Source organism: Modestobacter roseus, assembly GCF_007994135.1.
In the GTDB taxonomy this organism is placed as follows: domain Bacteria; phylum Actinomycetota; class Actinomycetes; order Mycobacteriales; family Geodermatophilaceae; genus Modestobacter; species Modestobacter roseus.
Window position 1 is genome coordinate 1 of sequence record NZ_VLKF01000001.1, and the last position, 26,782, is coordinate 26,782.

Here is a 26,782-nt window from a genome sequence, read left to right on the forward strand (position 1 = left end):
CCCCGGCGGTCGCGTGCTCGACGGTGACCTTCAGCCCCTGGGACGCCACCTGGTCCCAGGCGTAGACCTCGTCCAGGGTGCGCACCTTCCCCGCCGGCACGCCCGCGGCGTCCAGCCGGGCCAGCAGCTCGGGCGCGGGATCTCGGCGAACGCGCCCTCCAGCAGCTCGATCACCTGCGCGCGGTGCTCGACCGCTCACCGTTCGTGGCCATGCGCGGCGCTGCGGGGTCCAGCCCGAACTCGTTGCACAGCCGGCGCCACAGGCCCTCGCTGCCGCAGGACAGCTGCACGCTGCCCCGGCGCAGCGGAAGAGGCCGTACGGGGCGATCGAGGGGTGGTGGTTGCCCTGGGCGCGGGGCACCGGCCGGCCACCGTGTGCGCCGTGCCCTGGAAGGCGTGCACCCCGACGACCGAGGCGAGCAGCGAGGTGCGCACCACCTGGCCGCGGCCGGTGCGCCTCCCGCTCGTACAGCGCGGCGAGCACGCCGTAGGCGCCGTACATGCCGGCCAGCAGGTCACCGATCGGCACGCCCACCTTCTGCGGGTCGTCCGGGCCGCGCCGGTCAGCGACATCAGCCCGGCCTCGCCCTGGGCGATCTGGTCGTAGCCGGCCCGCTGCCCCTCCGGGCCGTCGTGCCCGAAGCCGCTGATCGACAGCTGCACCAGCCGCGGGTTCAGCTCGGCGAGCACGTCGGTGCCGAAGCCGAGGCGGGCCAGCGTGCCGGGCCGGAAGTTCTCCAGCAGCACGTCGGCGCGGCGCAGCAGCTCGGTGAGCACCGCCTTGTCCGCGTCGTCCTTGAGGTCGAGGGCGATCGACTCCTTGTTCCGGTTCGCGGAGAAGAAGTAGGTGGACTCCGCCCTTGGGCCGTCTCCACGAACGGCGGCCCCCAGCCGCGGCTGTCGTCCCCGCTGCCGGGGTTCTCCACCTTGATCACCCGGGCGCCCAGGTCGCCGAGCATCATCCCGGCGTGCGGCCCGGCCAGCGCCCGGGTCAGGTCGACGACGAGGACGCCGTCCAGTGCTCCGCTCACGGTCGTTCCTCTCTCAGGGTGGTTCACAGCCAGCCCGGCACGACGAAGACCAGCCACGCCAGCAGCGGCCCGGCGACGACGACGATCCCCGAGTAGCCCAGCATCTGCTTGTAGAACCGGTCGCGGTCGACGTCCTGCGCGTTGGCCAGCACGAGCGCGCCGTTGGTGGAGAACGGGCTGACGTCGACGATGGTCGAGGCCACCCGACAGGGCGACCACCACGCCGACGGCGCCGATCTGCCCGCTCATCAGGAACGGCACGGCCAGGGCGATCGCCACCCCGATGATCGCGGTGGAGGACGCGAACGCCGAGACCACGCCGCCGATGTAGGCCAGCAGCAGCGCGACCAGCAGCGGGCTGCCCAGACCGGTCACGGCCTCCCGACGTAGTCGATGGTGCCGGCCTCCTGCAGCACGAAGACGAAGGTCAGCACGCCGCCGATGAGCAGCACCGTCGACCAGCTGATCTGGGAGACCGCGCCCTTGTGCCGGGCGGCGGAGAACAGCGCCAGCACGGTGGCGATGGTGATGGACACGAAGCCGATGTCCAGGTCGAAGGCCAGCGCGAGGACGGCGAGGGTGACCAGCCCGATCAGGGTGAGCACCTGCTCGGGCGTGACCCGGGGTCGTGGCGTGGCGGTGTCCACCGTGCTCGTGGCCACCCCGCCCGGGCTCGCGGTGTCCGGGCCGACGCCCGGCCCGGTCGCGGCACCGTGGCCGCTGACCTCGACGTCGTCCGGGTGTCGTCGGCTGCGACACCCCGGCCCGCGTCGGTGACCCGCCGGCCGATCAGGCCGCGGCCGCCCAGCACGAGAACAGCACCAGCGCGATCGCGATGTTGAAGAACAGGCTGCCCAGGAAGACGGTGAGCGGGCTGCTCGGCAGGTCGTTCTGCTCGACGACGCCGTTGACGGTCACCCCGTAGACGCTGATCGGGGAGAAGCCGCCACCCTGGGCGCCGTGCACGACCATCATGCCCATCAGCAGCGGGTTGATCCCGTAGCGGGAGGCGAAGCCCAGCGCGATCGGGGCGATGATCGCGACCGCGGCGGGGGAGAGCGCGCCGATCGCGGTGAGCACCGCGGGTGACGGCGAACATCACCCACGGGATCAGTGCGATGTACCGCCGACCAGGCGCACGGCACCGCGGACCAGCAGGTCGACGGTGCCGTTGTTCTGCGCGATGGCGAACAGGTAGGTGACGCCGATCAGGGTCAGCACCAGCTCGGGGGGAAGCCGGCGACGATGTCGTCGGTGCTCATCCCCACCGCCAGGGTGCCGACCAGGAAGGCGGCCACGAAGGCCAGCGCGCCCATGTTGATGGGCAGCACGGTGGCGATCGCGAAGATCACCCAGCGCGATGATCGAGATGATCTCGGGTGACACGTGACCTCCAGGACGTCGTCTCGCCGGTCGGACGCCCGGAGACGGAGGTCACCTTCTCTCACGTCGTTGGGTCCTGCACCTCCGGGAAAGGACGGCGGTGCCCGGTGCGGGTGTGCGCGGCGTCGCCTGCTGCTTCACCACCTCGGGGAGTCGACCACCCGCGCGGGGCTGGCTAGGGTGGCCCGCATGCCGAGCCAGCCTGCCGAGCGCCCGACCACGACGAAGGCCGTCATCCCGGTCGCCGGGATGGGGACCCGGTTCCTGCCCGCGACCAAGTCGGTGCCCAAGGAACTGCTCCCGGTCGTCGACCGCCCGGCGGTCCAGTACATCGTCGAGGAGGCGGCCCCGCGCCGGCCTGGGCCAGGTGCTCATGGTCACCGGCCGCAACAAGGGCGCCATCGAGGACCACTTCGACCGCACCCCGGAGCTGGAGACGGCGCTGGAGGCCAAGGGCGACCAGGGCCGGCTCGACGCCGTCGCCGAGTCCACCGACGTCGCCCAGGTGTTCTTCGTCCGGCAGGGCGAGGCCCTGGCCTGGGGCACGCCGTCCTGCAGGCCGACGGTTTCGTCGGGGGACGAGCCGTTCGCCGTGCTCCTGGGTGGACGACATCATCGACGCCCGCGACCACCTGCTGGAGCAGATGATCGCCGTCCAGGCCGAGCACGGCGGTGCGGTGATCGCGCTGCTCGACGTCGGCGCGGACAACATCTCCAAGTACGGCGCGGTCGCCGTCGAGACGCGCACGTCTCCGGCGACGCCGCCGGCGACCCGGTCTTCCGGTGACCGGCATGGTGGAGAAGCCCCCGGCCGACGAGGCCCCAGCTCGCTGGCGATCATCGGCCGCTACGTCCTCCCGCCGGAGGTCTTCCCGGCCATCCGCGACACCCCGCCCGGCCGCGGCGGGGAGATCCAGCTGACCGACGCGCTGCTCAAGCTGGTCGACGACGGCGTGCCGGTGCACGGCGTGGTCTTCTCCGGCCGCCGCTACGACACCGGTGACAAGCTCGACTACCTGAAGGCCGTGGTCCGGCTCGCCTCGAGCGCGAGGACCTCGGCCCCGCGTTCGGCCCTGGCTGCGTGAGTTCGTCGCCGACCTGCCCGCCGAGGGCGCGTCGCCCGCCTGACCGGACCCTCCAGGGGGGCACCATCGGGGGCCAGGTCCGTCGAACGGCGGCCCGGCCGGGCACCCCGGCCGGCGGAGATGACCGACGACGGTCGGACGACGGTGGTGGGGATGAGCGAGGACGACACCCGGGCTGGCTGGCCACCGGGACCCGGGAAGCGAGCGGGACCGACCCGGCGGTGGTGGGCGTGCCCACCCCGCGGGACACCAGTTGATCGACCCCGGCAGCGGTCCGCGACCGCTGGGCCGGGACACCGTGCAGGTCGACCGGTCGGCGTTCGCCTCCGACCGGGTGCCCTCCCCGGCGGTCGCCACCGGCGATCGCACCCCCGACCCGCAGGCCGACACCGGCTCGGTGGACGTCTCCGGGGTGCGGCTGCGCACCGTGGAGCACCACCTGGACGTCGTCCTCGGTGCCGTGCCGCAGCCCGACCCGATCGAGCTGGCCGTGCTCGACGCCCAGGGGCTGCTCTGCGCCGAGCTGGTGACCAGCGAACTGGCGCTGCCGGCGTTCGACCAGGCCGGCCTCGACGGGTACGCCGTGCGGTCGGTGGACGTCACCGCCGCCACCGTGGAGGAGCCGGTCGACCTCGCCGTCGTCGGGGACACCGAGGCCGGGTCGACCGGCGCGCCGGGGATCTCCGCCGGGCTCGCGGTGCGGGTCGCGGTGGGGGCCATGCTCCCCGCCGGGGCCGACGTCGTCGTCCCCGCCGCCTGGACCGACCAGGGCGTCGCCCGGGTGCGGGTCTTCGCCGCCCTGGCGCCGGGCAGCTACGTGCGCCGGGTCGGCGACGACGTCGCCCCCGGCGACGTCGCGGTCCAGGTCGGCACCCCGATCGGCCCCGCGCAGATCAGCCTGCTCGCCGCCGTCGGGCGGGAGCGGGTCGCGGTGCGGCCGCGCCCCCGGATCTCCGTGCTCTCCGCCGGTGACGAGCTGGTCGACGTGGGCACCCCGCCGGCGCCGGGCCGGGTCGTCGACGTCAACAGCTACGCCCTGGCCGCCGCGGCCCGCGACGCCGGCGCCGAGGCCTACCGGGCCGGCATCCTGCCGCCGGACCGGCGCCGGATGGTGGAGCTGATCGAGGGGCAGACCCTGCGCAGCGACGTCGTGCTGATCGCCGGCACCTTCGCCAACGCCGGCCCCGACCTGCTGCAGGAGGCGCTGGACGAGCTCGGTGGGCTCACCTTCACCCAGGTCGCGATGCACCCGGGCCCGGTGCACGCCTTCGGCAAGCTCGGCCCCAACCAGGTCCCGGTGATCTGCGTGCCGGGGGAGCCGGTGGCCGCGCTGGTCGCCTTCGAGGTGTTCGTGCGCCCGGCGATCCGGCTGATGCTGGGCAAGCGGCAGCTGTTCCGCCGCACCGTGCAGGCCGTGTCGGCGCAGCAGCTGCTCTCCCCGCTGGGCTACCGCCAGTACCTGCACGGCCAGGTGATGCGCCACCCCGACGGCGGGTACGTGGTCGAGCCGATCGGCGACGGCGACCAGGCGATGCTCGCCCGGATGGCCAAGGCCAACTGCCTGATCGTCGTCGACGAGGACGTCACCGAGGTCGCGGCCGGCGGGCTGGTCACCGTCATGCCCATGCTGCTGGGCGGCTGAGCTGGACGCGTCCCCGCACCCGGGGTGGCCGGCCCGGCTGGCGTGGGGTGCCGTCGAGCTGCACCCCCTGCAGCGCTCCGACGCGGCCGCCTGGTCCCGGTTGCGGCTGGACAACGAGCAGTGGCTGACCCCGTGGGAGCCCACCTCCGAGCTGCCGTGGTCGCAGCGGCACACCCCGGCGGCGTACCGCGCGATGCGGCGGATCTCCGACCGGCGGGCGCGGACGGGTGGCTCGCTGCCGTTCGCCATCCGCTGGCAGGGCCGGCTGGTCGGGCAGGTGACCGTCGACAACATCGTGCGCGGCGCCCTGCGGTCGGGGCACCTGGGCTACTGGGTCGACCGCTCGGTGGCCGGGCAGGGGGTCACCTCGCTGGCGGTGGCGCTGGTCTGCGACCACGCGTTCGGCCCGGTGGGGCTCCACCGGCTGCAGGCGGACATCCGGCCGGAGAACCGGCCCAGCCGCCGGCTGGTGGAGCGGCTGGGCTTCCGCCAGGAGGGGCTGCTGCGCGGCTACCTGGACATCGACGGCGCCTGGCGGGACCACCTGGCCTACGCGCTGCTGGCCGAGGACTCACCCGGTGGGGTGTTCCACCGGTGGCGGGCCCGGGTCCCGGACTGAGTCGACCGACGGTGATCAACTGGGTACGGGCCGTTACCGCTCCGAGACCGGGGGAGGACGCCGACACGCCGGTGTGGACCGGCATCGCGCCGACACACCGGTGAACGTCCCCTTCATCGGCAGACCGCAGCCTTACCTTGACTCCGCGAGTGACTGATGTGACTCGTGTGGCCCCAGGGATCGGGGTCGGATCGTGGTGCCAGGGATGGATCGGGGTGTTCGTGATGGGATCAGGCGTACTGCTGGCCGCTCTCGTCGTGTTGTGGTTCGTGGTCCTGGTGCCGATGGTGGTCACCCGGGGCGACGGCTCCAGCAGGACGGCGGCTCCCGACTCGGGGCGCACTCTCCAGCGGCGGCGGACGGTGGACCCGGTGGTCCACGCCGAGACCGAGCGGGTGTCGATCGACCGCGCCCAGCTGCGCAGCAGCGGTGAGCTGCAGGTCGACGTGCACGCGGTGCGCCGGCGCACGCTGGCCGGCCTGGTCGCGCTCGCCCTGCTGGCCCTCGTCGGCGCGGTGGCCTGGCGCAGCTGGATGTGGGCCCCGCAGGTGCTGCTCGACGTCGCCGTCGTCGGCTACCTGATGGTGACCCGCGCCGCCGCCCAGCGGGAGCGCCGTGCGGCGGCCCGCCGGGCCGCCCGCGCCGCCGCCCACCGTCCGGTGCGCCGGCCCGCGCCGCGCGCCGCCGCCCACCCGAGCGCCCGTCCCGCCCCCGGCTGGGACGACGCCCGCCCGGTCGTGCCGGTCCAGGCGCCGGCGGCGCAGCACCCGAGCGTGCCGCTGGCGCCGGTGCACCCGCTGCGCCCCGGCCGCGTCGTCGCCGCCCGGACCCCCGCGCCCGCCGGCTGGCAGCACAGCGCCGTCGTGGGCCTCGACGACGACGACATCGGCTTCGCCGACGTCGACGTCTACCAGCCGCGCCGCGTCGCCAACGGCTGAGCGACCCGCCGGCGCCGCCCCCCGTGGCAGCGCCGGCGGGAGCGGCAGGTAACCTCGTTCCCGCACCACGGGGCTGTGGCGCAGACCGGTAGCGCACCTCGTTCGCATCGAGGGGGTCAGGGGTTCAAATCCCCTCAGCTCCACCACCCAGGCCGGGTCCCGTCAGGGGCCCGGCCTGTTGCGTTCCCCGGGACGGGCCCGCGCGCAGTGCTCCGTCAGGACCCCGACACGCTGTGTGGCGGAGGGCGGCGGGTCGTGGGGCGCGCGCTCCGGGTCGTCGGCGCTGTCCGTCGCCTCTGGTTGCCTCTGCCGGGTGGGCCCGGGGAACCAGCGCAGCCGCACCACGTCGTCGCCCGCGCGCACCTGGCAGCTGCCGCGCGCACTGCTGGTGCTCGCCCTCCTGGTGACGGCCACGCTGGTGGCAGCACCCGGGCGGGCCGTCGCCGCGCCGTCGCTGCCGGCGGGCTTCGTCGTCCGGGACCTGCCCAGCGGTCAGGACGGGCTGCTCACCGACTTCGCCTTCGCCCCGGACGGCAGCTGGTACACGACCGGCAAGAACGGCCGGGTGGCCTGGGTGTCGCCCGACGGGCGGGCCCGGACGCTCGCCGAGCTGTCCGTGGTGACGGTGCAGGACCTGGGGCTCACCGGGCTGGCCGTCCCCGCCGACCACGCCACCAGCCGGCGGATCTTCACCGCGCGCACCCTGCTGGTCGACGGCCGGTGGACGATGCGCTTGAGCTCGTGGGCCGTGACGGGTGCGCCGGAGCCCACCGGTCTGGCGGACGAGCGGGTCATCTGGGACCTGGAGAGCCACGCCGACGTGCACACCATGTCGAGCCTGGTCCCGGACCCGGACGGCTCGCTGTGGGTCACCATCGGTGACGCGGCCGACTTCCGCTACGTCGACGAGCGTGCGCTCGGGGCGCTCGACATCGACGACGGACGGGGCAAGGTGCTGCACGTCCTGCCCGACGGTCGGGGCGTGCCGAGCAACCCGTTCTACGACCCGGCCGACCCCTCGTCCTGGCGCAGCCGCGTCTACGCCAGCGGCTTCCGCAGCCCCTTCCGGATGAGCCTGGACCCGGCCACCGGTGCACCCGTCCTCGGGGACGTCGGCTGGAACACCTGGGAGGAGATCAACCTGGTCCGCCCCGGGGCGAACTACGGCTGGCCCTGCTGGGAAGGGGCGACCCGGACTCCCGGCTACGCCGACCTGCCCGGTTGTGACGGCGTGGTGCAGACCCCGCCCCTGCACACCTACGAGCACGGGCCGGCGGGCACCAGCGTCACCGGTGGCATCGTCTACACCGGCGCGGCCTACCCCGAGCGGTACCACGGCGCCTACTTCTTCGGCGACTACGCGTCCCAGCGGGTCTACACGATGCGCTACGACGCGCAGGGGCAGGTGGTCCGCCCGCCGGAACCCACCGGCTTCGGGGTCGAGAACGGCCTGCCGGTGAAGTTCGCGGCCGCGCCGAACGGGGACGTGGTGTACGCCGACATCGGCAGCAGCGTCCTCAAGCGGCTGGCCTACCTGCCGGGCAACCGGGCACCCATGGCCGAGGCGACGCTGGTCTCCGATCCGGCGACCGGGACGGTGACCTTCGACGGCAGCGCCTCCGCGGACCTCGACGGCCAGCCGATCACCCACGCCTGGGAGTTCGGGGACGGGACGAGCGCCACCGGGCCGCGGGTCGTGCACACCTATCCGCCGGGGGACCGCACCTACACCGCGCGGCTCACGGTCACCGACCCGCTGGGAGCCACCGGTACGACCGAGCTGACGGTCCAGCCGGCCAACGGCACCCCGGTCATCTCCCTCACCGCGCCCCCGGCGGACCGGCGCTTCGCCGTCGGGGAGACGGTGACGGCCGGCGCGACCGCCACGGACCGGGAGGACGGCGCGTTGCCGGTCACCTGGAGCGTGCGGCTCGTGCACTGCAGCGGCGGCTACTGCCACGACCACCCCGGCGAGTCCGCCACCGGCCCGTCGTTCTCCCGGCCCTTCGACGACCACGGGGACCAGACCCGGCTGCAGATCGTGGCCAGCGCCGTGGACTCCGCCGGGGTGCGGGTCCAGCAGGCGTTCGAGGCCGCGCCGCGGTTGCGCACGCTGGCCGTGGACCCCAGCACGCCGAGTGCCGTCACGGTCAACGGCGTCGCCCGGGCGAGCGTCCCGGTCACCGTGGGAGCGACCGTGTCGCTGACCGCGCCGACGGTCGCCGTCGACGGCGTGGCCACGTTCGAGCGGTGGTCCGACGGTGCACCCCGGGCGCGCACGCTGACGATGCCCGACCAGGACGTCGTGCTGAGGGCCGAGTACCTGACCCCGATCGACCGCCGGTACGCCACCGATCCGCAGGTGCGGACGGTGCTGGGGGCGCCGGCCGGCGCCGAGGCGGGTGACCAGGAGCTGCGCTACCGCCCGCACGCCGGGGGACGGATGTACTGGTCACCGGCGGCCGGCGTGCACGAGGTGCACGGCGCGATCGTGGGCACCTACCTGGGCGAGGGCGGCCACCTCCGGCACGGGGAGCCGCTGACCGACGAGTCGACCGCCCCCGACGGCGTCGGCCGGTACAACCACTTCGCGGGCGGCAGTTCGGTCTACTGGACGCCGGCGACGGGTGCGCACCAGGTCGGCGGGGACATCCGGAGCCGCTGGGCGGCGATGGGCTGGGAGCGGAGTGTCCACGGCTACCCCCGCAGCTCCGAGCGGAGCACCCCGAACGGCCGTGGGCGGTACAACGACTTCCAGGACGGCGGAATCTACTGGCTGCCGGGGCTCGGCGCTCGCAGCGTGCACGGCAGCATCTACCAGACCTGGGCCCGCTCGGGCTGGGAGGGCGGCCGGCTGGGCTTCCCGGTGACCGACGAGACCGGGACCCCTGACGGGGTCGGCCGGTTCAACCACTTCGAGGGCGGATCGGTCTACTGGACCCCCAGGACAGGGGCGCACGGTGTCGAGGGCGCCATCCGGGACAGGTGGGCGGGTCTCGGCTGGGAACGCTCGTGGTTGGGCTACCCGACCAGCGACGAGTACTCGGTCCCCGGCGGACGACGGTCGGACTTCGAAGGCGGCTCCCTCGTCTGGGACGCGTCCACCGGGCAGGTCACCGAACTGCGCCGGTGACGTCGGGCCGCTGGGAGCCCGCCGGGTCCGCGGCGACCCGCGCCCGGCTGCCCGGCGGATCAGAACCAGGAGGGGAACCACATCCGCTGCAGCCACTCGGCGTGCGACAGCGGCGCCCCGGTGAGCACCGGGTGGAAGAAGACGAACGTCATGGCGACCACCGCCAGGTACAGGCAGACCGCGCCCAGGCCCACCTGCCGGCGGAACGTGCTCGCGCCCGGGCGGCCGAGCACGTCCTGCAGCACCAGCGTCACCGCCAGCACGAAGAACGGCACGGCGGGGGCCATGTAGAAGATGAACATCGTCCGGTCGGTGTTGAGGAACCAGGTCAGCCACCCGGCGGCGATGGCGGTGGCGGCGACGCCGGCGGCCCGGTCGTGGCGCGCCACGATCCGCCAGAGCAGCCACAGCGTCGCGGGCAGGAACAGCCACCACAGCGTCGGTGTGCCCAGCATCAGGATGTAGCGGACGATCTGCCCGCCCGCGGCGTCGGTGAGCCCCTGCGGGTTCCACAGCAGGATCGGCCGGCCGTCGACGATCCACGACCACGGCCCGGACTCCCACGGGTGCGGGCTGGACAGCCCGCTGTGGAACGTCAGCCACTCCCCGTGCATGTGCCACAGCGCCCGCAGCGCCCCGGGCACGAACGGCCAGTCGGTGTCCGGGTTCTGCGCCGCCCAGTGCCGGCCCTGCGCGTTCTCCCCGCGGAACCACCCGACGAAGGTCGCCAGGTAGGTCAGCACCGGGACGGCCGCCAGCGCCCAGGTGGCGCCGGGCAGGCCCCGGCGCAGCGTGGCCACCGTCGGCCGGGCCGCGCCGGCCTCGCGCCAGGTGGCCCGGTCCCACCACAGCGACAGGACGGCGAAGGCGGCCAGGAACCAGACCCCGCTCCACTTCACCCCGCACGCGCAGCCGAACAGCACGCCCGCGGCGATCCGCCAGCCCCGTGGCCCCAGCCGGAACCCGGTCGCGGTCACCCGGTCGGCGCCGTCGCGGACCCGCTGGGCCACCCGGTCGCGGTCGACCACCAGGCAGGCGACCGCGGACACCACGAAGACCTGCAGGAAGACGTCGAGCAGGCCGATCCGGCTGAGGGTGAAGGAGAAGCCGTCCAGCGCCAGCAGCAGGCCGGCGACCAGGCCCAGCAGCGTCGAGCCGGTGAGCCGGCGGGCCAGCCGGGTCAGCACCACCACGGCGATCGTCCCGGCGATCGCGCTGGGCAGCCGCCAGCCCAGCGACTCGTAGCCGACCAGGTGCTCGCCCGCCGCGATCAGCCACTTGCCCAGCGGCGGGTGGACGATGAAGGTGTAGCCGCGGTTGTACTCGTAGCCGAGCTCCAGCAGCTCCGCGCCCTCCGGCGGGTAGTACGCCTCGTCGAAGACCAGGTCCTGCGGGTAGCTGATGCCCCACAGCCGGGACACCAGCGTGGCCAGGCCCAGCAGCGCGGTGAGCACCGCGGCCAGCCGCCGGTCGCCGGGCAGGGGGCGCACCGCCTGCCGCCGCGGCCGCGGCGGCCGGCGACGCCGCCGGGCCGGAGCCGGGTCCTCCGGTGCCGACTCGGTCCGCTCGGGGGCCAGCACCGCCATGCGGGCAGGGTATGTGCCGAGCCTGTCAGCGCCGGCGTGACAGGCTCGGCGTCGTGACAGGACGACTCGTGCTCGGCGGCGCCCCGCTGGGCCAACCCGGCGACGTCGGCCCGCGGCTGCGGCAGGCGATGGCCGAGGCCGACGTCCTGGCGGTCGAGGACACCCGGCGGCTGCACCGGCTGGCCAAGGACCTCGAGGTGACCCTCACCGGCAAGGTGGTCACCTTCCACGAGACCGTCGAGCGGGCCCGGCTCCCCGGGCTGGTCGCAGCGATGACCGAGGGCCGCACCGTGCTGCTGATCACCGACGCGGGCATGCCGTCGGTGTCCGACCCCGGCTACACGCTGGTGCGCGCGGCCATCGAGGCCGGCGTCGAGGTGACCTCGGTGCCCGGCCCCTCCGCCGTCGTCACCGCGCTGGCCGTGTCCGGGCTGCCCTGCGACCGGTTCACCTTCGAGGGCTTCCTGCCGCGCAAGGGCGGGGAGCGGCGCTCGGCGCTCGCCGCGCTGGCCGCCGAGCCGCGCACGATGGTCTTCTACGAGTCCCCGCACCGGCTGGCCGACGCGCTCACCGACGCGGCCGCGGCCCTCGGCGCCGACCGGCCCGCCGCCGTCTGCCGGGAGCTGACCAAGACCCACGAGGAGGTCCGCCGCGGCGGGCTGGGGGAGCTGGCCGCGTGGGCCGCCGACGGCGTGCGCGGGGAGATCACCCTGGTGGTGGCCGGCGCCGTCGCCGGGCCGGTGTCCCTCGAGCCGGCGGAGCTGGCGGCCGAGGTCGCCGCCGAGGAGGCCGCCGGCGCCGACCGCAAGGAGGCCATCCGCACCGTGGTGGCGCGCACCGGGCTGCCCCGGCGGGTCGTCTACGACGCCGTCGTCGCCGCCAAGTCCACCTGACCGCGCGCCGTTGTGCGCTGATCGTCGGTCCACCGGTGCTGGCGTGACGATCAGCGCACAACGGCGAGCGCGGCGGCGATCCGGGCGAGGAGCTCGGCCGGGCGGTGGAGGTCACGTGCGGTGACGAACACGACCCGCCAGCCCGCCGCCGTGAGCCGGTTGAGCCGCTCGCGGTCGTCGCCGAACTGGCGGGGATCGCGGTGCCACAGCCCGTCGTACTCTACGGCCAGCCGCCGGTCGGGCCACGCGAAGTCCACCCGGGCGACGAACCGGCCGTCTCGCCGCACCTCGTGCTGGGCGACCGGCCGGGGGAGGTTGCTGCGGTGCACCAGGAGGCGCAGTTCGGTCTCCTTCGGGGACTCGGCCAGGCCGTCGGCCAGCGCCACCGCGCGCCGTGCCCGACGGCAGCCCGGCCCGAGCGCCGCACCGGCCTGCCAGCGGATCTCGGCCAGGTCCGCATCGGCGAGCACGACGAGCTGGTCGACCGCCGCCACCGCGTCGTCCAGTGGCAACGCACCGGCCAGCCGGACGGCGGTCGCCTCCGGGGTGGTCAGGTGGACGCCTCCGTCCCAGACCACGGTGCGTTCCTCGAGGTCCGTCCGCCGGACGCGGAGGCCGGGCACGCGGACAGGGTGGCTGCCCGGCCAGCGGCTCACCTCCACGTCGTCGTCCGGGCCGGCGAGCGGGACACCCCACAGGGCGGCCGCGCTGACGCCGGTGACGACGTCGTCGGGGAGCAGCAGGGCGCCGGCCGCGCGAGCCCGCAGCGCGTGCGTGACCTCGACGTCCCGGTGCACGTAGACGTCGGGGAAGAGGCGGACCCAGCAGCGCCTGCGCAACTGCGCGTGGGTCAGGGCGCCGTCCCGCACGGCCACGGAGCCGCGGAACGGGACGGAACGGAGGTGGTCGGGGACGGCCAGCACCCGCAGCACCCTGCCGGTCCCGACCGGTGTCCCGCCGTCACCGTCCACAGGCCCCGCCGTTGTGCACGAGTCGTCGGTCCGGCAGCGGCGGACCGACGATCAGCGCACAACGGCGGAACAACGAGCGGGGGAGAGGAGGGTCAGATCCAGCCGCTGCGCTTGAAGCCGCGGTAGAGCCCGAAGCAGACGGCGACCATCAGCAGCACCGCCGCCGGGTAGCCCCAGACCTCGTCGAGCTCGGGCATGTACTCGAAGTTCATCCCGTAGACGCCGGCGATCAGCGTCGGGGTGGCGATGATGCCGGCCCACGCGGAGATCTTGCGCATGTCCTCGTTCTGCGCGACCGAGATCCGGGCCAGCGCCGCCTGCAGGATGTTCGACAGCAGCTCGTCGAGGCCGGCGACCTGGTCCCGGGTGCGCAGCGCGTTGTCCTGCACGTCGCGGAAGTAGGAGCGCATGCCCTCGGGCACCAGCTCCAGCGGCCGGTCGGCCAGGGCGGACAGCGGCAGCTCCAGCGGGCCCACCGCCCGGCGCAGCTGCATCAGCTCGCGCTTGAGCTGGTAGATGCGCGGGGTGTCGTCGGTGCGCTCGGGGCTGAACACCGAGACCTCGAGCTCCTCGACGTCGTCCTCGACCGCCTCGGCGACCTCCACGAAGTCGTCGACGACGTGGTCGGCGATGCCGTAGAGGACGGCGGCCGGCCCGTGGCAGAGCAGGTCCGGCTGCTGCTCCAGCGCCTTGCGCAGCTGGCTGAGCTCGCCGTGGTGGCCGTGCCGGACGGTGATCACGTGGTCCGCGCCGACGAACACCATGATCTCGCCGGTCATCACCACCTCGCTGGTGGCGGTGAGCTCGTCGTGCTCCACGTAGCGCGCCGTCTTCAGCACCATGAACAGCGCGTCGTCGTAGCGCTCCAGCTTGGGGCGCTGGTGGGCGTAGACGGCGTCCTCCACCGCCAGCGGGTGCAGGCCGTAGTGCTCGGCGATCGCGCTGAGCTCCTCCTCGGTGGGTTCGAACAGCCCCAGCCACACGTAGCCGCCGAGCTCGCGGGCCACCTCCAGCGCGCGGTCGGGCTCGACGTCGTGCCGCTCGCCCCGCACGTACACCGCGCAGTCGACGAGCGGGTCGGGGGTCTCCCGGGTCGTCTCCCGCGGCAGCCGCGGTGCGCCGGCCGGGCGCGGGCGCACCGTCTCCGGGAGCGTCGCCGCCGGCGGGCCCGCGGAGGGGCGCACGGCGCTGCTGTCGGTCTCGCTCACGGTTCTCCTCGTGGTCGTGGGGACGGCGGGTGGGCGCCTGCCGCGACCCGGGGCGCGGTCCCCACGTCGATGATCACCGCTCCGGCCCGGTGCCGCCCACCCGGGCCCGGTGCCGCTCCTCACCCCTCCGGGTGAGCTGGGCACCGGTGGTCCTCGGGGGCCGGCCCGCGGAGGTCGACGGAAGCGGTGACACCCCGTCCCCGGCCAGGAGCGACCCCCGTGACCAGCGCAGTCCTCGACGTCCCCCGCCCGGCCGCCCGCCGGCCGGCACCGGCCGTGGCACGCCCGCCGCGGCTGCCGGTCACCGTGGCCGCCGCCGGGCTGCTCGCCGTGGTGCAGGCCCTGGGTCTGCTCGCGCTCGGTCTGGCCGGCCTGGACGGCGTCTTCGGCACCGGCGTGCGACCCTCCGGGGCCCTGGTGGCGGGCAGCCTGCTGCTCCTGGCCGGCTGGGTGGTGCTCGCCGCCGGCGGCGGGGCCAGCCTGGTCGACGGCGCGGGCCGCGGCCTGCTGGTCGGCGTCAGCTGCGCGGAGATCGTGCTGCTGGTCGTGCTCGGTACCGCCGGCCTGCTGGGCGCCGAGCCCACCGTCGCCGGGGGGCTGCCGCTGCCCGGTCTGGCGCTGGTCGCCCTGGGCGTGCCGACCGGGAAGCTGCTGCTGGCCACCAGCCCGTCGGCCGCGGCCTGGGTCGCCACCGGTGGACGCCCGCGGCCCGCCCGGCGCGCCGTCCCCGCGGTCGAGCACCGCGACCTGCGCCTGGTGACGGTCGCCTGCATCGGCCTGGCGCTCACCGCCGTCGCCCTGCTGGGCACCCCGGCGGCGGAGGCCCCCGCGCCCAGCACCGCTGCCGTCGTCGACGCCCCCTGACCTCCCCGTACCCTCGTGCCGTGACTGATCGGCACATCCTCACCGCCGTCGCGTGGCCCTACGCCAACGGCCCGCGGCACATCGGCCACGTCTCCGGGTTCGGCGTCCCCTCCGACGTGTTCAGCCGGTTCCACCGGATGAGCGGTGACCAGGTGCTGATGGTCAGCGGCACCGACGAGCACGGGACCCCGATCACGGTCGCCGCCGACGCCGAGGGGATCACCCCGCGGGAGATCGCCGACCGCAACAACCGGGTGATCGTGGACGACCTGGCCAGCCTCGGGCTGAGCTACGACCTCTTCACCCGGACGACGACGCTGAACCACCGCGACGTCAGCCAGGAGATCTTCCTGGGCCTGCTGAAGAACGGCTACGTCTTCCCGCAGACGACGCTGGGCGCGATCAGCCCGTCGACCGGGCGCACGCTGCCCGACCGCTACATCGAGGGCACCTGCCCGATCTGCGGCTACGACGGCGCGCGCGGCGACCAGTGCGACAACTGCGGCAACCAGCTCGACCCGACCGACCTGGTCAACCCGGTGAGCCGGATCAACGGCGAGACGCCGAAGTTCGTGGAGAGCGAGCACTACTTCCTCGACCTGCCGGCCTTCACCCGCGCCCTGGGCGACTGGCTGGCCACCCGGAAGAGCTGGCGGCCCAACGTCCTGAACTTCAGCGTCAACCTGCTGGAGGACCTCAAGCCGCGCAGCTACACCCGGGACATCGACTGGGGCGTGCCCGTGCCGCTGGACGGCTGGCGCGACCGCAACGACAAGCGCATCTACGTGTGGTTCGACGCCGTGGTCGGCTACCTGTCGGCGTCGATCGAGTGGGCCCGCCGCTCGGGTGACCCGGAGGCGTGGCGGCAGTGGTGGCAGTCGCCGGACGCCGACGCCTACTACTTCATGGGCAAGGACAACATCGTCTTCCACTCCGAGATCTGGCCGGCCCAGCTGCTCGGCTACAACGGCGCGGGCGACAAGGGCGGGACGCCGGGCTCCTACGGGGCGCTGAACCTGCCCACCGAGGTGGTCTCCAGCGAGTTCCTGACCATGGAGGGGCGCAAGTTCTCCTCCTCGCGCAACGTGGTCATCTACGTGCGCGACTTCCTGTCCCGCTACGACGCCGACGCGCTGCGCTACTTCATCGCCGTCGCGGGCCCGGAGAACCAGGACACCGACTTCACCTGGGCGGAGTTCCGGCGCCGCAACAACGACGAGCTGGTCGCCGGCTGGGGCAACCTGGTCAACCGCTCGGTCTCGATGGCCGCCAAGAACGTCGGCGCCGTCCCGACCCCGGGTGAGCTGACCGACGCCGACCGGGCGCTGCTGGCCACCACCTCGGGTGCGTTCGCGCCGATCGGTGACCTGCTGTCCCGCAACCGGCAGAAGGCGGCGGCCACCGAGGCGATGCGGGTGGTCACCGAGGCCAACCGGTACCTGTCCGACCAGGCGCCGTGGAAGCTCAAGGAGGACCCGGCCCGCCGGGACACCGTGCTGCACACCGCGCTGCAGGCGATCAAGGACTGCAACGCCCTGCTCACGCCGTTCCTCCCGCACTCGGCGCAGCAGGTGCACGAGCTGCTGGGCGGCACCGGCACCTGGTCGGTCGCCCCGCAGGTGGTCGAGACCGAGGACCTGGACGACGGGTCGCCGTACCCGATCATCACCGGCGACTACGACCAGGGGCAGGCGGTCTGGGCGTCCACGCCGCTGCCGCCGCCGGGCACGCCGCTGGCCCCGCCGAAGCCGGTGTTCACCAAGCTCGACGAGTCGATCGTCGAGGAGGAGATCCGGCGGCTCGAGGAGGGCGGCCAGGGCGGCTCCGGCAACGGCGAGGCATGAGCCGGTCCGCCGCGTCCCGCGCCAACCGGCGGGGTGAGCCGCCGCCGTCCCCGGAGCCGCTGCCGGCGCCGGCGGTCGACAGCCACACCCACGTCGACATCGCCGTCGGCGGTGAGGACCGCACGCCCACCGAGGCGGAGGTGGACGAGGCGATCGCGGCCGCGGTCGCCGTCGGCGTCCCGCGCCTGGTGCAGGTCGGCGTGGACGTGGAGTCCTCGCGCTGGTCGGCCGAGCTCGCCGCCCGGCACCCGAACGTGCTGGCCGCCGTCGCACTGCACCCCAACGACGCGGGCGCCGGCGCGGCCACCGAGGCGGCGCTGGCCGAGATCGACCGGCTCGCCGCCCAGCCGCGGGTGCGGGCGGTGGGGGAGACCGGCCTGGACCGGTACCGCACCGGCGAGGACGGCTGGGCCGCCCAGGAGGCCTCGTTCCGGGCGCACATCGACATCGCCAAGCGGCACGGCATCGCCCTGGTCATCCACGACCGCGACGCGCACGAGCACGTGCTGCGGGTGCTCGAGGAGGAGGGCGCGCCGGAGCACACGGTGCTGCACTGCTTCTCCGGCGACGCCGCCTTCGCCCGGCAGTGCATCGACCGCGGGTACGTGCTCTCCTTCGCCGGCACCCTCACCTTCGGCAGTGCCGGGTACCTGCGGGAGGCCGCGGCGCTCACCCCGCGCGACCAGTTGCTGGTGGAGACCGACGCGCCGTTCCTCACCCCCGCGCCGCTGCGTGGGCGGCCGAACTCGGCCCGGCTGGTGCCGCACACGGTGCGGGCGCTGGCCGAGGTGACCGGCACCGACCTCGCGCAGCTGTGCGACGCCCTCACCGCGACCGCGGAGCGGGTCTTCGGCCCCTGGGGCTGAGCCGGCAGCGCCGGCGCCGCACGGGCCCGGGAAAGAGGGGACACTGGAGGCGTGGGTCGCCTCATCGCCGTCGTGCTGTTCATCGCCCTGATGGCACCCGCCGCGCTGCTCGTCCGGGGCTGGGCGCACGCGGGCGGCCGGCGGGCCGTGGCCGCGGCCGCCGTGGCCTTCGTCCCGGTGAGCGCCGGGACGGCGGCGGAGCTGCAGCGCCAGGCGGCGCACGGCCGCCGGTTGCGGCGGCTGGGGCTGCTGCTGGGCCTCACCGGGGTCATCGCCTCGCTGGCGGTGCTCGGCGAGGCGTCGGTGTTCCTCTGGGTCCCGGTGCTCGGGGTCGGGCTGCTGATCGGCGTCCTGCTGGCCGAGGCCACCCGGCCCCGGCCGCGCTGGCCCCACGCCACCCCGGCCCGCCGGCCGCACCGGGGCGATCAGATCTCCCCGTGGCTGCTGTGGACCATGCGCGGCGCGGTCGCCGGGGCGGTGGTCACCGCCGTGCTGCTGCGCGACGACCTCGCGGACCCCGTGCTGGCGGCGGCCCTGGCCGTGCCGCTGGCCGGCTGGCTGCTGGCCGAGGTCGCCCTGCTCCGGGTGCTGGTGCGGTCCCTGCCCGCCGGGGGCGCCGACGTGCCGGTCGACGAGGCGGAGCGCACGTGGACCGCGCACCTGGTGGTCGCGGCCGCCAGCGTGCTGGCGCTGCTGCCGGCGGGGGTGCTGCTGCTGCGCGCGGCCATCGACCTCGACGACCGGATCACCTCCACCGCCGGTGGGCTGGTGCCGGTGGCGTTGGTCGCCGGCGGCTTCTCCACGCTGGTCGCCGGGCTCGCGGTGGCCGGCTTCCTGGTCACCTGGCTGCGGCCGGTCCAGCAGCGCTCGCCGGCCCTGACCTGAGCGGTGCGCGGGCTGTACTCCTGTGCGGTTGCCCACGCGGCCGATCGGTGGACGACGCGCTGACACGCCGTCCAGTGTCACCGAACGTGTCGGCGTGCCTGCGAAGCGATGTGTCGACACGGTGATCTGCTGGTTCAGCACGGTTGTGTCAGCGAGCCCGTTCGTTATCGTGTCGTGACCGACAGCCGGGGTGGGGAACGCCCAGGTGGTCGTCCACCGTCCCGGGAGCCCGGGATCACGACGACGACGGGTCCGCATGGTCCCGGGCGCCACCTCACCGGTGGGGTCCACCGCCTGCTGCCCGGTTCCCCTGCCCGGGTCCTGTGAACCTGGATGTGTTGTGCGCCGATCGCTCCGAGTCAGCCTGTTCGCCCTGGTCCTGCTGGGCCTCGTGGGCGGGTCCGCTGCCTTCTACCTCGCCCAGAAGTCGCTGACCCTCACCATCGACGGCCAGTCGCGGGAGATCAGCACCTACGCCGGCACCGCCGGTGAGGTGCTCGCCGACGAGGGGCTGACCCCGACCGCCCACGACGTGGTGCTGCCCGCGGCCGACGCCACGGTGCACGACGGCGACACCGTCGTGCTCAACCGGGCCCGGCCGCTGACGCTGACGGTCGACGGCGTGCGCAGCGAGGTGCACACCACGGCCCTCTCGGTCGACGGGGCGCTGGCCGAGCTCGGCTTCCGGGCCGACAACCTCGTCCTCTCCGCCTCCCGCAGCGAGCGCCTCCCGCTGGACGGCATGGACCTGGCGATCAGCACCAGCAAGGACGTCACCCTCATCGCCGACGGGCAGCAGCGCGTGCTCACCACCACCGCGGCCACCGCCGGTGACCTGCTGGCCGAGCAGGGCATCGCCCTCTCGGCGACCGACCGGACCTCGCTGTACCCGACCCAGCCGCTGCTGGACGCCATGGTCCTGCAGGTCACCCGGGTCCAGGTCACCGAGGTCGTCGAGGTGCAGCCGGTCGACTACAGCACCGTGGAGAGCCCGGACGCCGACGCCCTCACCGGGCAGCAGACGGTGACGCAGAAGGGCGTCCCGGGCGAGCAGACCGTCACCTGGCGGGTCACCGTCACCGACGGCGTGGAGACCGGCCGCGAGCAGCTGTCCAGCGTCGTGACCAAGGCTCCCGTCGACCAGCTGGTCACCGTCGGCACCAAGGCCCGGCCCGCCGGTGCGGTCCCCGCGACCGCTGACGGGCTGAACTGGGCGGCGCTGGCCGCGTGCGAGTCCGGCGGTCGCCCCGACGCCGTCAGCGGCACCGGCAAGTACCGCGGCATGTACCAGTTCTCCACCGGCACCTGGGCCGCGGTCGGCGGCTCCGGTGACCCGGCGGCCGCCTCGGCCGAGGAGCAGACGCAGCGCGCCCAGATGCTCTACGCGCGATCCGGTGCCGGTCAGTGGCCGCACTGCGGGTCCCGCCTGTTCGGCTGACCGGCACGCTGAGCACCGACCCGGAGCCCGGTGGGCTGCTGGGCCCGGTCGCCATCCGCGACCTGGCCCAGCGGCTCGACGTGCGACCCACCAAGACCCTCGGGCAGAACTTCCTGCACGACGCCAACACGATCCGCCGGATCGTGCGCACCGCGGACCTCACCCCGGACGACGTCGTCCTGGAGGTCGGCCCGGGGCTGGGCTCGTTGACCCTGGGGCTGCTCGGGGCGAGCGCACACGTCACCGCCGTGGAGATCGACCCGCGGCTCGCCGACCAGCTGCCGCACACCGTCGCCGACCGGGCACCGGAGCTGGCCGACCGGCTGACCGTCGTGACCGCCGACGCGCTGCGGGTCACCGAGCTGCCCGGCCCGCCGCCCACCGCGCTGGTGGCCAACCTGCCCTACAACGTGGCCGTGCCGGTGCTGCTGCACCTGCTGGAGCTGCTGCCCTCGCTGCGCACCGCGCTGGTCCTGGTCCAGGCCGAGGTCGCCGACCGGCTCGCCGCCGGGCCCGGCACCCCGGCCTACGGGGTGCCCAGCGTGAAGGCCGCCTGGTACGCCGACGTCCGCCGGGCCGGGAACGTCCCGCGGCCGGTGTTCTGGCCGGTGCCCAACGTCGACTCCGGGCTGGTGGCGCTGACCCGCCGCCCGCACCCGCCCGGCGACCGGGCCGCCACCTTCGCCGTCGTCGACGCCGCCTTCGCCACCCGGCGCAAGGGCCTGCGCGCCGCGCTCGCCCGCTGGGCAGGCAGCCCCGCCGCGGCCGAGCAGCGGCTGCGCGCCGCCGGCATCGACCCCACCACCCGGGGTGAGCAGCTCTCCGTCGAGCAGTTCGCCCGGCTGGCCGCGACCGAGCCGGCCGGCGGGTAGCGGATGCCGGCGACGCGGGGCAAGGTGCTCCGGTGAGCAACGCGACCGCCGGCGGACCGGGCCGCCTCGCCGGCAACGGTGCGGTGAGCGCACGGGCGCCGGCCAAGATCAACGTGCACCTGGGCGTGGGCCCGCTGCGCCCGGACGGGTTCCACGAACTGCAGACGGTCTTCCTGGCCGTCTCGCTGTTCGACACCGTCACCGTCCGCCCCGGCGACGGGCTGTCGCTGAGCCTGCACGGCGAGGGCAGCGAGGCCGGCCGTGGTGCCGGCTCCGTGCCCACCGACCGGGGCAACCTGGTGTGGCAGGCGGCGGAGCTGCTGGCCCGGCACGCCGGGGTGCGGCCCGACGCCCACCTGCGGATCGACAAGTCGATCCCCGCCGCGGCCGGCCTGGCCGGGGGCAGCGCCGACGCCGCCGCGGCACTGGTCGCCCTCGATGCGCTGTGGGGCACCCGGGCCACCCGTGGCGACCTGACCCGGCTCGCCGCCGAGCTGGGCAGTGACGTGCCGTTCAGCCTGCTCGGCGGCGTCGCGCTGGGCACCGGGCGGGGCGAGCAGCTCTCCCCGGTGCTGGCCCGCCGCCGGTGGGACTGGGTGCTCGGCATCGCCGGCGAGGGGCTCTCCACGCCGACGGTGTTCCGGGAGCTCGATGCGATGCGGGCGGCCGGCGCCGTGCCCGACGGCGCCGCCGAGGCCGGCACCGAGCCGGTGATCGCGGCGCTGCGGAGCGGACCGCCGTCGGCGCTGGCCGCGGTGCTCGGCAACGACCTGCAGGCCCCGGCGCTGCGGTTGCGCCCCGAGCTCGGCCGGGCCCTGCGCGCGGCCACCGACGCCGGCGCGCGCGCCGCGCTGGTCAGCGGATCCGGGCCGACCGTCGCCGCGCTCGCGGAGGACGACGCCGCCGCCGTCGCGCTGGCCGCCGAGCTGGCCGGCGCCGGGGTGTTCCGGACCGTCCGCGCCGTGCACGGGCCGGTGCACGGGGCGCGCCTGGTCGGCTGAGGGGTCGGCTGAGGGGTCGGCTGAGGGGGTCGGCTGAGGGATTGGCCGAGGGGTCGACTGGGTCAGCGGGGGTCGACGAGCCGGGGTTCCGGGTCGAGGTGGGACAGCCCGTTGTAGGCCAGGTTCACCAGGTGGGCGGCCACCTCGCGCTTGTCCGGGGAACGGGTGTCCAGCCACCACTGCCCGGTCAGCGCCACCATGCCCACCAGCGCCTGGCTGTAGAGCTCGGCCAGCCGCGGGTCGTAGCCGCGCAGCGCGAAGTTCTCGGCCAGGACGTGCTCGACCTTGCTGGCCACCTCGCTGATCAGCGAGGAGAAGCCGCCCTCGGTGCCGGCCACCGGGGAGTCCCGGGCCAGCACCCGGAAGCCGTCGGTCTCCTCCTCGATGTAGTCCAGCAGCACCAGTGCGGCGCGCTCGGTCAGCTGCCGGGGGTGGCCACCGGTCGACAGCGCCGCGGCGAAGCGGTCCAGCAGCTGCTGCATCTCCCGGTCGACGACGACGGCGTAGAGCCCCTCCTTGCCGCCGAAGTGCTCGTACACGACGGGCTTGGAGACGTCCGCCCGGGCGGCGATCTCCTCGATCGAGGTGGCCTCGTAGCCGCGTTCGGCGAACAGCTCACGTCCCACGTCGAGCAGCTGCCGGCGACGCTGGGCGCCGGTCATCCGCACCCGGGCCGGCCCGCTGCGGGACCGGGGCTGCCGGATGCGCTGCTCATGCGCCCATCGTCCCCCGGGGCGGCCTCGGCCGTGGGATCAGGTCCGGGTGCCGGTGGCCCCGAGCCGCGGACCGGCGGACCTGTCCGCCTCCGGACGCCAGGTGCGATGACCCACGTGCCAGCCCAGGGTCCACAGCAGGGCACCCGCGCCGGGCCGGGCCCGCAGCAGGTCGCGGACCCCCGCGAGCGGGGACCGGGCGGCGGTGGCCTCGACCCCCACCCCGACGGTGCCGCCGGCCGGCACGGCCACCTTGCTGGCGGGGGTCCCGGTGCTGTTGGTGGTCTCGGTGCCGGCGGGGGTGGCTGGCCTCGCCGACGCCGGGTAGCGGTGCTCCAGCTCGGCGGTCGCCGCGCCGTACCGCCGTCCCTGGGTGAGCATGCCGGCGAGGGACGAACGCAACCGCATGTGCAGCAGGGCCTCGGGGACGAAGGTGAGTGGCCATCCCGCGAGCTGCACCCGCCAGCAGAAGTCGGTGTCCTCCAGGCACAGCAGGCTCTCGTCGAAACCGCCGACGGCGTCGAACACCTCCCGGTGGACGCCCATGTTGCCGGCTCCGGCGTGCGGCAGCCCGGGCCCGTAGCGGGACTCCTGCAGGGCGCTGCGCTGCTGGATCGGGCGGGAGCGGAGCACAGCGGGGTCGTTGAGCCGTGCTCCGTCGAAGCGCCCGGCCACGAACGGGTGCCGGGCCAGCGCGTCGACCATCGCCGCGACCCAGCCGGGGGCCACCTCGTCGTCGGCGTCCACGAAGGCGATCCAGTCGGCGCGGGCGGCGCGGACCCCGACGTTGCGGGCATGGGCCGCCCCGGCCCGGTCGGCGGCGGCCACGACGCGGACGTCCAGCCCACCCTGGTGGGCGAGAGCCACGCCGGCTGTCCCGTCGGTGCAGCCGTTGTCGCAGATCAGCACCTCGAACGGGACGACGTCGCGCTGCGCGGCCAGCGCGTCCAACTGCACCCCGAGCGTCTCCGCGGCGTTGTGGCAGGGGATCACGACGGTGAGCGACGGGATCACGGGCAGCTCCTCGCGGGTCGATCGGACCGCCCGTACGGCAGCGGCGCCGGGCGCACCTCCTGTTCGAGTGTCGCCGACGAAACGGATTCCTGGTTGACCGACGCACCCATGTGGGTGACGGCGCGGCGACGGACGGGGACCTGGCCCTAGGGTCGCCAGCGCGGGACGGGCACGGCTGCTCCCGCGACGGGAGGACGGTGGACGTGGGAGCAGGAGCGCAGCGGCCGGTGCTGGTCCGGCGGAGGTACGTGTGCGCCTACGAGGTGGGACCGCGCCCTCTCCCCGCGCCCGACCCGGTGCTGCGCTGGGGCCGGCCGGGGGTCCTCGCGGTCAGCTCGCTGACCAGCGTCGCGACCGACGACCCGGTCGTGGCGCTCACCTTCGACGACGGACCGGACCCCGACCAGACCCCCGGCGTCCTCGACGCGCTGGCCGCCGCGGGCGTGCCGGCGACCTTCTTCGTCCTCGCCGACCGGGCCGAACGGCACCCCGACCTCGTGCACCGGATGGTCGCCGAGGGGCACGTGGTCGGCCTGCACGGGGAGGACCACACCCGGCTGAGCACCCTGCCCGTCCACGAGGCGCTCACCCGGATCCGGCGTGGCCGGCGACGGCTGGAGCACGTGCTGGGAGCGCCGGTGACCCTGTACCGCCCCGCCTACGGCGCCCAGCGGCTGCTCCAGGCCGTCGGCACCCGCCTGCTGGGCCTGGAGATCGTGCTGTGGACGGCCTGGGCCCGGGACTGGGAGCCCGCGACGGCCGAGGCGGTCGCCGACCGCGCCGTGCGCGCCGTGCACCCGGGGGCGGTGGTCCTGCTGCACGACGCCACCGGCGACGCCGAGCCGGGCAGCGCACCGCTGCTGTTCGACCGCGCCGCCATGACCGCCTCCCTGGTGGCCCGCCTGGCGGACGACGGCTGGTCCCTGTGCACCGTGCCGGACCTGCTGAGCGGTCGCTCCGCCGTCCGAGCTCTGTGGGCCGAGCGCCCGGCGGCGGCCCGGGCCGCCGCCGGCGGGGACGGCGGCGCCCCGGTGTGAGCCGGGGCCGTCTCCCGTGGCCCGTGCCGACCGCACCGGGTACCGCCTAGGCTGCAGGCGCCGTCCGGCATCGATGGGGGATGGGGTAATCGGCAGCCCGCCGGCCTTTGGAGCCGGGAAGTCTCGGTTCGAGTCCGAGTCCCCCAGCCAGCCCGACCGGTGTGGCGACCTCCCGCCCGACGCCCCCGGTCACCGTCGTCCGCGAGGAGTTCCGTGAGCCCGTCCCCGTCCCCCCGCCCGGACGGCGCCGTCGGCGCCGTCGTCGTCCTCGCCGCCGGGCAGGGCACCCGGATGCGCTCGCGCACCCCCAAGGTGCTGCACGAGATCGGGGGCCGCAGCCTGCTCGGGCACGTCCTCGCCGCTGCCGAACCCCTGGGCGCGGCCGAGACCGTCGTCGTCGTGGGCTCGGGGCGGGCGGCTGTCGAGGAGCACCTTGCGCGGACGGCGCCGCTGGCCCGCCCGGTGGTGCAGGAGGAGCAGCGCGGCTCCGGTCACGCCGCCGCCGTCGCCCTCGACGCGCTCGCCGAGCTGACCGGCGCGGTGCTCATCCTCAACGGCGACGCCCCGCTGGTGCGCCCGGAGACCCTGCGCGAGCTCGTCGCCGGCCACTCCGCCGCGGGGGCCGTGCTCACCGTGCTCACCGCGGAGGTCGCCGACCCCACCGGCCTCGGGCGGATCGTCCGGAACGGCAGCGGCGCGGTGCGGGCCATCGTCGAGGAGAAGGACGCCGACGCCGACCAGCGGGCCATCACCGAGGTCAACGCCGGCGTCTACCTCGGCGACGCCGCCGCCGTCCGGGAGGCGCTGACCCGCGTCGGCTCGAGCAACCAGCAGGGCGAGCAGTACCTCACCGACGTGCTCGGCCTGCTCGTCGCCGACGGGCGGCCGGTCGGCGGGCACCGGGCCGCCGACCCCGACGACACCCTGGGCTGCAACGACCAGCGCGAGCTGGCCGCCCGCCGCCGCACCCTCAACGACCGGGTGCTCGACCGGCTGATGCGCGCCGGCGTCGTCGTCGTCGACCCGCTGACCACCTGGGTCGACGTCACCGTCGACGTCGCCGCCGAGGCCGTGCTGCACCCGGGCACCCAGCTGCTGGGTGCCACCACCGTGGGCGCCGGCGCCGTCGTCGGCCCGGACACCACGCTCGTGGACACCGAGGTGGGGGAGGGGGCGTCGGTCGTCCGGTCGCACGTCCACTTGGCCGAGATCGGCCCGGAGGCCTCCGTCGGCCCGTTCAGCTACCTCCGCCCCGGCTCCCGGCTGGCCCGCAAGGCCAAGGTGGGCGCCTACGTCGAGACGAAGAACGTGCAGCTCGGTGCCGGGTCGAAGGTGCCCCACCTGTCCTACGTGGGTGACGCGACGATCGGCGAGGGCACGAACGTCGGCGCCGCCACCGTCTTCGTCAACTACGACGGCGTGGCCAAGCACCACACCACGGTGGGTGACCACGTCCGGATCGGCTCGGACACCATGCTGGTGGCGCCGGTCACCGTCGGGGACGGTGCGTACACCGCCGCCGGGTCGGTGATCACCGGCGACGTCCCCCCGGGCGCCATGGGCGTGGCCCGGGCCACTCAGCGGAATGTGGCAGGCTGGGTGAGTCGCCGGCGCCCGGGATCCCCCGCGGCCCAGGCCGCCGAAGCGGCGCAGCGATCAGCAGCACCGGCCGCGGATGCGGCGGGCGCAGGACCGATCCCGGCCACGGACGAGGGCACCACCTCGTCCGGTGCGTCGGGGGCCGACCAGTAGGGGCGGG

23 protein-coding genes, 2 tRNA genes and 2 pseudogenes are annotated in these 26,782 nt (G+C 75.0%); 17 read left to right on the top strand and 10 right to left on the bottom strand.

Annotation, left to right across the window (positions count from 1 at the left end; genetic code table 11):
- The 5 genes and pseudogenes from JD78_RS00005 to JD78_RS22790 form a co-directional block, all read right to left on the bottom strand.
- Positions 1–792 (bottom strand): annotated as a pseudogene (locus tag JD78_RS00005) (CoA transferase); the annotation flags it as partial.
- Positions 675–962 carry a CoA transferase gene (locus tag JD78_RS22785; protein WP_424991699.1) on the bottom strand — a complete coding sequence of 96 codons (288 nt, stop codon included), beginning with the start codon at positions 960–962 and terminating at the stop codon, positions 675–677. The pseudogene JD78_RS00005 and the gene JD78_RS22785, both read right to left, overlap by 118 nt.
- 92 nt (positions 963–1,054) lie before the next feature.
- Positions 1,055–1,234 (bottom strand): hypothetical protein, encoded by a 180-nt coding sequence (locus JD78_RS21865; RefSeq protein ID WP_243730947.1) that lies wholly within the window; start codon positions 1,232–1,234, stop codon positions 1,055–1,057.
- Positions 1,235–1,402: 168 nt separating this feature from the next.
- Positions 1,403–1,693: an SLC13 family permease gene (locus JD78_RS21870; RefSeq protein ID WP_243730948.1), complete on the bottom strand. Its 291-nt coding sequence runs from the start codon at positions 1,691–1,693 to the stop codon at positions 1,403–1,405.
- Between the two features lie 127 nt (positions 1,694–1,820).
- Positions 1,821–2,347: pseudogene (locus tag JD78_RS22790) on the bottom strand (transporter permease).
- A gap of 669 nt (positions 2,348–3,016) precedes the next feature.
- Between JD78_RS22790 and JD78_RS21880 the strand changes: the two are divergent.
- From JD78_RS21880 to JD78_RS00045, 6 genes are all read left to right on the top strand, one after another.
- Entirely contained in the window at positions 3,017–3,499 is a 483-nt protein-coding gene (locus tag JD78_RS21880) for a sugar phosphate nucleotidyltransferase (RefSeq protein ID WP_243730949.1), read from the top strand.
- 253 nt (positions 3,500–3,752) lie between these two features.
- Entirely contained in the window at positions 3,753–5,141 is a 1,389-nt protein-coding gene (glp, locus tag JD78_RS00025) for a molybdotransferase-like divisome protein Glp (protein WP_208103927.1), read from the top strand.
- A 67-nt stretch (positions 5,142–5,208) separates the two neighbouring features.
- The gene (locus JD78_RS00030; RefSeq protein ID WP_228394996.1) at positions 5,209–5,760 is read left to right on the top strand and encodes a GNAT family N-acetyltransferase; all 552 of its coding nucleotides are present in this window, start codon (positions 5,209–5,211) and stop codon (positions 5,758–5,760) included.
- 224 nt (positions 5,761–5,984) lie between these two features.
- On the top strand, positions 5,985–6,698 hold the full coding sequence (gene sepX / locus JD78_RS00035) for a divisome protein SepX/GlpR (protein WP_153358101.1): 714 nt from the start codon (positions 5,985–5,987) through the stop codon (positions 6,696–6,698).
- A gap of 69 nt (positions 6,699–6,767) precedes the next feature.
- Positions 6,768–6,844: transfer RNA gene (locus JD78_RS00040), tRNA-Ala, on the top strand.
- 167 nt (positions 6,845–7,011) lie between these two features.
- Positions 7,012–9,831, top strand: a complete 2,820-nt coding sequence (locus JD78_RS00045; RefSeq protein WP_228394986.1) for a PQQ-dependent sugar dehydrogenase — start codon at positions 7,012–7,014, stop codon at positions 9,829–9,831.
- A 59-nt stretch (positions 9,832–9,890) separates the two neighbouring features.
- On the opposite strand, the gene JD78_RS00050 is transcribed toward JD78_RS00045, so the two are convergent.
- Complete coding sequence (locus JD78_RS00050) at positions 9,891–11,417, bottom strand: dolichyl-phosphate-mannose--protein mannosyltransferase (protein ID WP_153358103.1); 1,527 nt, start codon at positions 11,415–11,417, stop codon at positions 9,891–9,893.
- A gap of 53 nt (positions 11,418–11,470) precedes the next feature.
- On the opposite strand from JD78_RS00050, the gene rsmI reads away from it, so the two are divergent.
- On the top strand, positions 11,471–12,310 hold the full coding sequence (gene rsmI, locus JD78_RS00055; protein ID WP_153358105.1) for a 16S rRNA (cytidine(1402)-2'-O)-methyltransferase: 840 nt from the start codon (positions 11,471–11,473) through the stop codon (positions 12,308–12,310).
- A gap of 50 nt (positions 12,311–12,360) precedes the next feature.
- Here the strand turns inward: rsmI and JD78_RS00060 are convergent, their stop codons facing one another.
- Positions 12,361–13,233 (bottom strand): endonuclease domain-containing protein, encoded by an 873-nt coding sequence (locus tag JD78_RS00060; protein ID WP_228394987.1) that lies wholly within the window; start codon positions 13,231–13,233, stop codon positions 12,361–12,363.
- A 140-nt stretch (positions 13,234–13,373) separates the two neighbouring features.
- The gene (gene corA / locus JD78_RS00065; protein WP_228394988.1) at positions 13,374–14,489 is read right to left on the bottom strand and encodes a magnesium/cobalt transporter CorA; all 1,116 of its coding nucleotides are present in this window, start codon (positions 14,487–14,489) and stop codon (positions 13,374–13,376) included.
- 219 nt (positions 14,490–14,708) lie between these two features.
- Here corA and JD78_RS00070 point away from each other — a divergent pair, with 219 nt between their 5' ends.
- From JD78_RS00070 to JD78_RS00100, 7 genes are all read left to right on the top strand, one after another.
- Positions 14,709–15,353 carry a hypothetical protein gene (locus JD78_RS00070; RefSeq protein WP_153358109.1) on the top strand — a complete coding sequence of 215 codons (645 nt, stop codon included), beginning with the start codon at positions 14,709–14,711 and terminating at the stop codon, positions 15,351–15,353.
- A gap of 20 nt (positions 15,354–15,373) precedes the next feature.
- Positions 15,374–17,197: a methionine--tRNA ligase gene (gene metG, locus JD78_RS00075; protein WP_153358111.1), complete on the top strand. Its 1,824-nt coding sequence runs from the start codon at positions 15,374–15,376 to the stop codon at positions 17,195–17,197.
- Positions 17,194–18,063 carry a TatD family hydrolase gene (locus JD78_RS00080; protein WP_153358113.1) on the top strand — a complete coding sequence of 290 codons (870 nt, stop codon included), beginning with the start codon at positions 17,194–17,196 and terminating at the stop codon, positions 18,061–18,063. Before metG ends, JD78_RS00080 begins: the two co-directional genes overlap by 4 nt.
- A gap of 51 nt (positions 18,064–18,114) precedes the next feature.
- Positions 18,115–18,948, top strand: a complete 834-nt coding sequence (locus tag JD78_RS00085) for a hypothetical protein (RefSeq protein ID WP_153358115.1) — start codon at positions 18,115–18,117, stop codon at positions 18,946–18,948.
- Positions 18,949–19,288: 340 nt separating this feature from the next.
- Positions 19,289–20,386, top strand: coding sequence for a resuscitation-promoting factor (locus tag JD78_RS00090; protein ID WP_153358117.1), 1,098 nt, complete (start codon positions 19,289–19,291; stop codon positions 20,384–20,386).
- A complete protein-coding gene (rsmA, locus tag JD78_RS00095; RefSeq protein ID WP_228394989.1) occupies positions 20,353–21,258 on the top strand; it encodes a 16S rRNA (adenine(1518)-N(6)/adenine(1519)-N(6))-dimethyltransferase RsmA in 906 nt (301 codons plus the stop codon). Before JD78_RS00090 ends, rsmA begins: the two co-directional genes overlap by 34 nt.
- Positions 21,259–21,290: 32 nt before the next feature.
- Complete coding sequence (locus tag JD78_RS00100; protein ID WP_153358119.1) at positions 21,291–22,259, top strand: 4-(cytidine 5'-diphospho)-2-C-methyl-D-erythritol kinase; 969 nt, start codon at positions 21,291–21,293, stop codon at positions 22,257–22,259.
- A 62-nt stretch (positions 22,260–22,321) separates the two neighbouring features.
- On the opposite strand, the gene JD78_RS00105 is transcribed toward JD78_RS00100, so the two are convergent.
- Together JD78_RS00105 and JD78_RS00110 are read right to left on the bottom strand one after the other, a co-directional pair.
- Complete coding sequence (locus JD78_RS00105) at positions 22,322–22,921, bottom strand: TetR/AcrR family transcriptional regulator (RefSeq protein ID WP_153358201.1); 600 nt, start codon at positions 22,919–22,921, stop codon at positions 22,322–22,324.
- A gap of 90 nt (positions 22,922–23,011) precedes the next feature.
- Positions 23,012–23,986 (bottom strand): glycosyltransferase family 2 protein, encoded by a 975-nt coding sequence (locus JD78_RS00110; protein ID WP_166520873.1) that lies wholly within the window; start codon positions 23,984–23,986, stop codon positions 23,012–23,014.
- Between the two features lie 203 nt (positions 23,987–24,189).
- On the opposite strand from JD78_RS00110, the gene JD78_RS00115 reads away from it, so the two are divergent.
- From JD78_RS00115 to glmU, 3 genes are all read left to right on the top strand, one after another.
- Positions 24,190–25,023 carry a polysaccharide deacetylase family protein gene (locus JD78_RS00115; protein WP_153358123.1) on the top strand — a complete coding sequence of 278 codons (834 nt, stop codon included), beginning with the start codon at positions 24,190–24,192 and terminating at the stop codon, positions 25,021–25,023.
- A gap of 74 nt (positions 25,024–25,097) precedes the next feature.
- Positions 25,098–25,173, top strand: a tRNA-Gln gene (locus JD78_RS00120).
- A 63-nt stretch (positions 25,174–25,236) separates the two neighbouring features.
- Complete coding sequence (gene glmU, locus JD78_RS00125) at positions 25,237–26,775, top strand: bifunctional UDP-N-acetylglucosamine diphosphorylase/glucosamine-1-phosphate N-acetyltransferase GlmU (protein ID WP_228394991.1); 1,539 nt, start codon at positions 25,237–25,239, stop codon at positions 26,773–26,775.
- Positions 26,776–26,782 lie beyond the last annotated feature (7 nt).